At 56.2% G+C, this 8,757-nt stretch carries 5 protein-coding genes; all 5 read right to left on the minus strand.

Annotated features, from left to right (window positions below; genetic code table 11):
* Window positions 1-3: 3 nt before the first annotated feature.
* From KI614_RS02005 to KI614_RS02025, 5 genes are read right to left on the minus strand one after another with little or no spacing between them, the layout of a single operon-like run.
* Window positions 4-900 carry a glutamate/aspartate ABC transporter substrate-binding protein gene (locus tag KI614_RS02005; protein WP_226407477.1) on the minus strand — a complete coding sequence of 299 codons (897 nt, stop codon included), beginning with the start codon at window positions 898-900 and terminating at the stop codon, window positions 4-6.
* A 20-nt stretch (window positions 901-920) separates the two neighbouring features.
* Entirely contained in the window at window positions 921-2,441 is a 1,521-nt protein-coding gene (locus KI614_RS02010) for a SpoIIE family protein phosphatase (RefSeq protein ID WP_226407478.1), read from the minus strand.
* A 36-nt stretch (window positions 2,442-2,477) separates the two neighbouring features.
* Window positions 2,478-3,386: a response regulator gene (locus KI614_RS02015; RefSeq protein ID WP_226407479.1), complete on the minus strand. Its 909-nt coding sequence runs from the start codon at window positions 3,384-3,386 to the stop codon at window positions 2,478-2,480.
* Complete coding sequence (locus tag KI614_RS02020) at window positions 3,379-6,882, minus strand: PAS domain S-box protein (protein ID WP_226407480.1); 3,504 nt, start codon at window positions 6,880-6,882, stop codon at window positions 3,379-3,381. Before KI614_RS02020 ends, KI614_RS02015 begins: the two co-directional genes overlap by 8 nt.
* Before the next feature lie 24 nt (window positions 6,883-6,906).
* Window positions 6,907-8,727 (minus strand): ABCB family ABC transporter ATP-binding protein/permease, encoded by a 1,821-nt coding sequence (locus KI614_RS02025; protein WP_226407481.1) that lies wholly within the window; start codon window positions 8,725-8,727, stop codon window positions 6,907-6,909.
* Between the last annotated feature and the right edge of the window lie 30 nt (window positions 8,728-8,757).

Here is an 8,757-nt window from a genome sequence, read left to right on the forward strand (position 1 = left end):
TGCTTATTCGAATGCTTTGTCGTTCGGGTTCTTGAAGGCGGCTTTCATTTCGTCGGAAAGTGGCATGGCGAGATTCAGGCCTTTGGGGGGAATCGGATTCATGAACCACTTGCTGTAAATCTTCTCGGCCTCACCAGAGGTCATCGCTTTGGTCAGCGCAGCATCAACGACTTTCTTGAACTCGGGATCGTCCTTGCGCAGCATGCAGCCATAAGCCTCTTTCGATTGGGCCGTGCCGGTCACAATCCAGTCGGAGGCACGCTTGGCCTTGGCCATTTCACCATAGAGCAGGGCATCGTCCATCATGAATGCAATGGCCCGACCCGTTTCGAGCGTCAGGAATGACTCGCCGTGATCCTTGGCCGAGATGACATTCATCTTCATCTGCTTGTCTTCGTTCATCTTGCGCAGCAGGCGTTCGGACGTTGTCCCGGCTGTCGTGACGACGTTCTTGCCGGCCAGGTCAGCGAAATCCTTGATGCCGGAATCCTTCTTTGCCATCAAGCGAGTGCCGATCACAAAAATAGTGGTCGAGAAGCCAACCTGCTTTTGGCGTTCAAGATTGTTGGTGGTTGAGCCACATTCGATATCGATCGTTCCATTCTGAACGAGCGTGATGCGATTTGCCGAAGTGACCGGCATCAACTTGGTATCCAGCTTGCTCAACTTGAGCTGTTCCTTGATTCCTTCAACGGCTTTCAGCATCAGTTCATGCGAATAGCCGATCACCTGCTGTTTGTCGTCGTAATACGAGAAAGGAATCGATGACTCGCGGTGCCCGAGTGTAATACTGCCCGTTTCCTTGATCTTTTTCAGGGTCGCCGATTCCTGTGCCAGGAGTGGTGTCGAAGCAAAGGCGCCAGCAAGAATTGCAGCAGAAGCGATCTTCATGAAATGCATTTTCGTCTCCGTGGGGTGAGTTAAGGGCAATCAATAATCATCAACGAAATATCATCGGCCGCAACGCCTCCTTCGAGGTGGCGGGTCAAGGCTGATTCAATGTGGTTGAAGCGGGTAATCGGCGAGGTGTTGGCTGTCGCGGCGGCCAGTCCTTGTGCGCCGAACTGGACGCCTTCCTTGTTGGCGGCCTCCAGCAGACCGTCGGAACAAAGTACCAGCTGACTTTCCTTCTCCCAGGAAAACTGAACTGGTTTGCATTCGATGAAGTCATTATCGACAATCCCGAGCGCCAGATTCTCTGAAGGAAAAATCCGGGTAGTCCGCCCCCAGCGGTCAAACATGAAGGCTTCGGGTGTTCCACCAACCCAGATTTCACCATTTGACTGAACCTCGTCCAGACACAGCAAGGTGGCCGCAACAAAACGGCCAAGCGGCATCGACTCTTTCAGTTGAAGGTTGAGTTCCTGAATGATTTCCTTGACCGAGCGGTTCAGCTTGGTCATGCGGTAAAACAAGGCCAGCACGGGCAGTACGCTGATGGCGGCAGTCAGACCATGCCCTGTGGCATCGGCGAGCAAGGCGTAGAAACGTCCTTCGGGCGACCGGCTGGCGGCCACGACGTCACCGCTGAAGTTTTCTGCAGGGATGACTTTGTAGTGCAAACGAGAATCCTGCAGTCCCTTGCGGTGGAGTTGTTGCTCCATCAGACGCATCGCCAGTTGCTGTTCCGACTGGTTCTGATCGTAATAGGCTTGCAGCAACCCGGCATTTTCACGCAACTTTTGTTGGGCGGCCTTTTGTTCGGAAATGTCGCGTACGACCCCGATGAACATCCGCTTGTTTTCCAGCAGGACTTCCGTAACTCCGAGCGTGACCGGGAAGCGCTCCCCATTTTTACGCAGTGCCTCTACTTCACGTTCCTGTCCAATGATTTTGGCTGGTTTGCCGCCCATGTAATTGCTCAGGTAGCCGTCGTGTTCACTGTGGTACGGCTCAGGCATCAGCATCTTGATGTTCTGGCCCAGCAACTCATCCGAGCGCCAGCCGAAAATACGCTCTGCCGCACGGTTGACCGAGGCAATCAGCCCCAACTCATTGATCGTGATGATGGCGTCGATCACATTGTCTGAAATTGCCTGAACGCGGCGCAGGGAGTCGATCGATTCCTGCTGCATGCCGAGCGCTCGCTGCATTGAGCGCAACTTGGCTTCCAGAACGACAAAATTGATCGGTTTGGTCAGATAGTCATCCGCGCCGGAGTCCAGCCCTTCGACCAGGTTTTCGTCACGGTTGAGAGCCGAGAGGAAAATGATCGGTGTCCATCGCTCGGTACTGGTTGCCTTGATGCGTCGAGCTGCTTCGAAGCCATCCATGATCGGCATCATGATATCCAGCAGGACGAGGTCCGGGGCATCGTGTTCAAAGCGGTGAACAGCCTCTTCGCCGTTTTCTGCAAGAATCACTTCATGCCCGAGCTTTTTCAGGAAAACTTGAAGAATGTGCAGATTGGTCCGGTTGTCATCGACAGCCAGAACTTTCATCTTTGTAAAATTAGCAGCCATGATCGACAGTTGGTCTTAGTTTTCGTTATTGCTACAAGCAATGGTGGCAATCGCAACGTTGCCGCACCCCTGGTACTGAATGCTCGAAAAGCTGAGCAGTCGAGCCAGGGCAATACCACGCCCATTTGGGTCAAACGCACGGGATGGATCAATTTCAAGGAAATTCTGCCAAGGAAAGCCTTTGCCTTGGTCTGAGACAGTCAGGGTGATGCCGCTGCTATCCCTCTGGAAATTGAGTGTGACTCGCTTGTCCCTGTTTTCAGGCAGGGTGCTGCGGCGTTCAATTTCAGCTTTCCAGCCATCGGTACGCTTGAGTTCGGATTTCTCTTCGTAACTCAAGCCAAGATTGCCGTGTTCAACCCCGTTGACCAGCAATTCCGATATCCCGAGTACGGCGTTATCCGGGTTGGGGCAAGCCTGCGCGATAAAGGAAGCTAGTTGGCCCGCTTCTTCGATTGTCCGGATGGAAAATTCGCCACGGTCGAGGAATTGCAGGGTGTTGATGTGCTGGTTTAGTGCCTGGCGCAGTGATTCATGCCCCTCGGCTTCGGCAAGTGCAGCATGCACAATCGCCAGCAAAGCGTCGCGCCGATAGGGTTTGGTCAGGTAATAGTACGCGCCTGCTTCAAGTCCCTCGCGAATCTGTCCGGCAGAAATGGCGGCAGTCTGGAGGATGATCGGTGTGCCGGCCAGGCGGGGATCGGCCTTGATGTAGCGGAGCAGTGCAATGCCATCCATGCCTGGCATCATGCGATCAAGCAGAATGACGTTGAACCGGCTATCCGGTTCCTGCAGCAATGCCCAGGCTGCTTCCCCGCTATTTGCCGCACGAACAGAGAATGACGGCTCGGCTTCGAAATATTCGGTCAATATTTCAAGATTGAGCGCTTCGTCATCGACAATCAGGATGCGCACGTCACTCATGCGATTCCACCTTTACTGTCCCATTGTTGAGCGGCAGGGTGACGGTGAAGCATGCGCCGCCCCCGACATTGTTTGTGGCAACAATCGTACCACGGTGCTGTAAAACAATTGCCCTGGTGATGGCCAAACCCAGGCCTGTTCCACCCGCCCCGTTTTTGGTCGTGCTGCTCTGAACAAATTTGTCAAAGATGCTTTCCAGTTCTTCTTCCGGCACGCCTACGCCGTCATCAATGAACTGTATGGCGATGGCAGGTTCGACGCCTCGGTCTTCGCTGCGTCTGCCCGTGGCCAGTACGGCAGCGTCAAGGCAGATCCTGATCCGGCCGCCATCAGGCGAAAATTTGATGGCATTCGATAACAGGTTGTAGATCACCTGGGTGATCCGGTTTGGATCAGCCATTATTTCGGTTTGTGGCAGTTTGCCTTCCAGCGTCAGGGTTTGCCGGTGTGCCAGCAGTAAGGGTTCCAGTTGCGCCTCAACTTGCTGCAGCAATTGCATCACTTCTGTTTTTTCGAGCGACAGTTCCATGCGCCCGGCTTCAAGCTTCGACAGATCAAGCAACTCGTTAATCAGGCCCAGCAGGCGCTGTGCACTTTGCTCGATGCGCTGAAAGTACTGAAGCAGCTTGGCTTCTCCACCATTTCCCGCGCGTTCCGTGCCAAGTTCGGAAAAGCTGAGGATCGCATGCATCGGTGTCCTCAGTTCATGCGACATGTTGGCCAGGAACTCCGACTTTGCCTGGCTGGCAGCCTGTGCCTGGTGCAGGGCTTCGGCCAGTCGTGCAGTTCGTTCGGTGACCAGCTCCTGCAAATGATTGCGGTGCTGGAGCAGCTCTTCATCGGTTTGCCGGCGTTTGGTGATGTCGGTATAAATGGTGACAAAGCCGCCATCGGGCAACGGAGCGCCACGAACTTCGATAGTCTTGCCATTGGGCCGGGTTCTTTCGAAGCAGTGCGGCTCCGGGTTGCGGGCCTTGGCGACAATTTCGGCGGCAATCAACTCCGGGTCACCCGGGCCGTATTCACCACGCCTGGCATTGAACAGGGCAACTTCGTGCAATGTCGGGGTCTTGCCAGCGAACAGTTCATCCGGGAAGTCGAGTACGGTCTTCAGCGCACTGTTGGCCATCGAGAAGTTGAGCTCGGCGTCGATCATCGAAACGCCTCCCGGAATGTGTTCCAACACGGTTTGCAGTAGCTCGTGCTTTTGCCGCAAGTTGTGTTCTGCACGTTTTTGCTCGGTAATATCGATCGCCGTACCCAGGTAGCCTATCGTTTCTCCACCGGTCCCACGTTGCGCCGTGACGACCAGGCTGACTGTCAGGCAAGCCCCGTCCTTGCGGATATAAGTCCATTCGCGTTGCTCAGCCCCGTTGATCTGAGGCAGCGTTGTAAAGGTTGCAAAGCCGGAAATTTCCCGGCGGAATTGATGACTCAATTCTTCGGCGCGAGCCGTCACTTCAACTTCTTGGTGAATGACTGCCGGGGTGAGGCGGCCGACCATTTCTGCGGCCGTGTAACCCAGCATTTTTTCGGCGCCACGATTGAATACGGTAATCACACCCTGCGGGTCCGTGGCGATGATGGCGATTTCGGTGGCCGCATCGAGTACCGATTGTTTCAGATGGTCCGCAGCCTGGATGGCTGACTCAGCCCGCCGCAGTTCCGTCATGTCGGTCAGCGTGCTGATCAGGAGCGGGTGTCCTTCCGGCCCCTGGGCGCGTGCGGTGTGTGCAACGATCAGGCGGCTGTCGCCATTCTCCAGGGAAAGGCGGAACTCCAGCGGATTGCTGCGTCCGGTGCTGAGTGTGCGCTCGCTGTTGCTCAACAACAATCGCTGATCTTCTGCTGGAATATTGCCGATCGTCGGCCAGTGGCGCCCCAGCAACTCACTTTCGGCACAACCGAAAAGGCGGCAGCAGGCATGGTTGACCATCAGCAGGCTATGGCGTTCATCCTGAACGAAAACAGGCAAGGGAATGGCTGCGACTGAGGTGCTGAGCAAGCCGCGCAGGCGTTCTAGGCGCACTTCAACCTGCTTGTTTTCGGTGATGTCGGAGACTGAGCCAGCCAGCCTGATGGGGTGTCCATGCTGATTACGCAAGGCTTCTCCACGCACCCGAACCCAGGTTATTTCGCCACCCTGTTTGTGAATGCGCAGTTCGACATCGTACGGGGCGTTGGTCTTGAGGTGGCGGCGCAGCGCCGATCGTTGCAGGGCGAGGTCTTCCGGAATGATGCAGGCCAGATATGGACTAATGCTGTCAGGTGCTGTTGCTTCGCTGAAGCCGAATATCTGCGCCATGCGGGGGCTGATGTAGTCCTGATGGGTTTGCAGATTCTGGTCCCATATGCCGTCGTTGCTTGCGGCCATGGCCAGGCGCAAACGTTCCTCGGATGTGCTTAATTCACCCGTCAGTTGGTTGGCGTAACGCAGCGCGCGTTCGCGATGGGTGGTCAGGTAAAAAACCAGTAATGCCAGCAGGCTGCTGCCGATCAGTCCGCCGACCAGAATCAGGCTGGCTGGGTTGAGCGCACTCTGCTTGCTTTCATCGTGACGCGGTCGGTAACTGAGAATCCAGTTGCGGCCGCCGAAATCGATTTCGTGGTGAAAAATCGGGCTGTCTGGAGAGGGCTTTAACTCCGGGTCGGAATCATAGATGAGCGTCGGTGAGGAGGCTGTGTTTTGCAGGCTGCTCAGGTTCTCATCAAAGATTTGCAGGGAGAAGCGGGTGTTGCCTCCCTTTTTCAGCGCGCTCAGGAATTCATCAGTACGATAGGCCGTCAGGACGAGCCCGGAAAAAGCCTGTTGTCGTTCCTGCACATTGTTCAAGGGCATGCCCTGGTGATAAAGCGTATGCACCAGAAGAAATCCCGGGCGTCGGCTCCCCTTGTCGAACAGCAGCACAATCGGCCCGGACATGGCGACATCGCGTCTGGTGATTGCATTCTCGATTGCTTGGCGGCGTGTGGTTTCAGAGAGCAGGTTGAAGCCGATGCTGCTGCGCAGCGTGTTGTTGTCAGGAGCAATGAACGTGACCGGCGTCAGGACATCGCCATCAATCGCCGGAAAAATATTGAAATCGCTGCGGTCGACCTGGCGCCGGGTGTCGGAAACAAAACGCTCCAGTTCGGCAGGGCGGACGGCTGGTGCATAAGCGAAGGCGAACAGGCCGGACAGGTTGCTGCCGAGGTTGATTTCCTGGGTATAGCGACGCCAGTTTTTGAGATCCTGGCCGGGCGTGGTTGAGGCAAAGGCCTGCAGCGAGCGCAGGAAATGGGCGTGGAGGTGCAGCCGTTCGCGGATTTCCGCAGTAATGGCCGCACTTTCCTGATTATGGGTTTCGTTCAGGTTGTCGGCTTGTACCTGCAGTTGCCACTGCCATCCAGCCCAGGTGGCGATCACCAGCGCACCAAAAATGATCGACGGCAATATCCAGCGGAAAAACCGGGGATTGCGGCTGTTCAGATGAGGCGTGCGATCGGTTATGGGCATAAGCCATTCAGTATAAAACTAAAGTTATAGTTTTTCCGGCTCGGTCATGTTGCTGTTTTCCTGTTGCTGCAAAGTCCACATTCGGGCGTAGCTGCCGGCTGCAGCGAGGAGTGCCTGGTGCGTGCCGCGTTCGATGATGTGGCCCTCGTGCATGACCAGGATTTCATCGGCGTTCATCACGGTCGACAGTCGATGGGCGATGGTTAATGTGGTACGGCCGATCGCTGCCTGTTCGAGTTGGCTTTGAATGGCTCTTTCCGTGCTTGAATCAAGCGCCGAGGTCGCTTCGTCAAAAATCAGGATGGGCGGGTTTTTGAGCAGGGCGCGAGCGATGGCGACACGCTGCTTTTCGCCTCCGGACAGTTTCAGGCCACGTTCTCCGACACGGGTTTCATATTTCTGCGGCAGGGTTTCAATGAAGTCATGCAATTGTGCGGCGCGGGCGGCTGCGAAGACTTCCTCCCTGCTGGCTTCCGGGCGTCCGTAATTGATGTTGTAGAAAATGCTGTCATTGAACAGCACGGTGTCTTGCGGCACGATGCCGATGGCGGCGCGCAAACTGCTTTGCTTCAAGGTCCGCAGGTCATGGCCGTTGATCCGGACAGAGCCGCCGGTGACGTCGTAGAAACGGTAAAGCAGGCGCGAAAGCGTCGATTTTCCGGCGCCGGAGTGGCCGACTACGGCGACGGCCTTGCCCGGCGGGATGGCGAAGCTGAGGTTCTTGAGAATCAGCCTTTCCGGGTCGTAGGCGAAGTCGACCGTGTCAAAGTTGACCTGCAGCGGCCCATTCGGCAAATCGCGCGCATCGGGGGCGTCGGCAATTTCCCGGTTTTCCTGCATCAACTTGAACATGCGCTCGATGTCGGTCATCGCCTGACGGATTTCACGGTAAACCACGCCGAGGAAATTGAGCGGAATGTAAAGCTGGATCAGGAAGGCATTGACCAGTACCAGGTCGCCGATGGTCATCGTGCCGTCTACTACCCCGCTGGCGGCGCGCCACATCATCGCCGTCACGCCGAGCACGATGATCATCTGCTGGCCCAGATTGAGGAAGGCGAGGGTGGTCTGGCTGCGCGTCGCGGCATCTTCCCACTTGATCAACTGTTCGTCGTAACGGCGGGCTTCCCAGGCTTCGTTGTTGAAGTATTTGACCGTTTCGTAGTTGAGCAGGCTGTCGACCGCGCGAGTGTTGGCGGCCGAGTCGTTTTCATTCACCGCCCGACGGATATCGATGCGCCAGTTGCTGACCTTGACGGTGAAGACAATGTAGCTGACCAGCGAGACCAGCGTAATGATGACAAAGCCGAGATCGTATTTGACGAACAGGATGCCGAGCACCAAGCCGATTTCAACCAGCGTCGGGAGAATCGAATAGAGCGTGTAGGAAATCAGGCTGGAGATCGAGCGGGTGCCGCGTTCGACATCGCGCGAGACGCCGCCGGTCTGGCGTTCGAGGTGAAAGCGCAGGCTCAGTGAGTGCAGATGGCGGAAAACTTCCAGCGCAACCTGGCGCACGGCGCGCTGGGTGACGCGGGCGAAGAGGATTTCACGTAGTTCGGTGAACAGGCCGGTTGAAAAACGCAGTGCGCCATAAAGCAGGAGCAGCAGAATGGGCATGGCCAAGGCTTGCTGCGGACCCGACAGTTCGTCGATCATCCCCTTGAAGACCATCGGCACGCCGACATTGGCGACTTTGGCGGCTACCAGGCAGCTCAAGGCGGCCAAAACCCGCAAACGATAGCGCCAGAGGTAAGGGAACAGGGTCTTGAGGGTCAGCCAGACATGGGTTTCCGGCAGAGGCTGGCCGGCAGGCGGCTTGGGCAGGGCGGTCGAGCGACGCATCGGGATATTGCCTTTTGTTATGGTGTTTTC

Origin of the sequence: Dechloromonas denitrificans, from assembly GCF_020510665.1 — a bacterium.
Classification (GTDB): domain Bacteria; phylum Pseudomonadota; class Gammaproteobacteria; order Burkholderiales; family Rhodocyclaceae; genus Azonexus; species Azonexus denitrificans_B.

What these genes read in the sequence shown, in the direction of transcription:
- KI614_RS02005 (WP_226407477.1), bottom strand. Translation starts at nt 900, where the DNA reads ATGCATTTCATGAAGATCGCTTCTGCTGCAATTCTTGCTGGCGCCTTT.
- KI614_RS02010 (WP_226407478.1), bottom strand. Translation starts at nt 2,441, where the DNA reads ATGAAAGTTCTGGCTGTCGATGACAACCGGACCAATCTGCACATTCTT.
- KI614_RS02015 (WP_226407479.1), bottom strand. Translation starts at nt 3,386, where the DNA reads ATGAGTGACGTGCGCATCCTGATTGTCGATGACGAAGCGCTCAATCTT.
- KI614_RS02020 (WP_226407480.1), bottom strand. Translation starts at nt 6,882, where the DNA reads ATGCCCATAACCGATCGCACGCCTCATCTGAACAGCCGCAATCCCCGG.
- KI614_RS02025 (WP_226407481.1), bottom strand. Translation starts at nt 8,727, where the DNA reads ATGCGTCGCTCGACCGCCCTGCCCAAGCCGCCTGCCGGCCAGCCTCTG.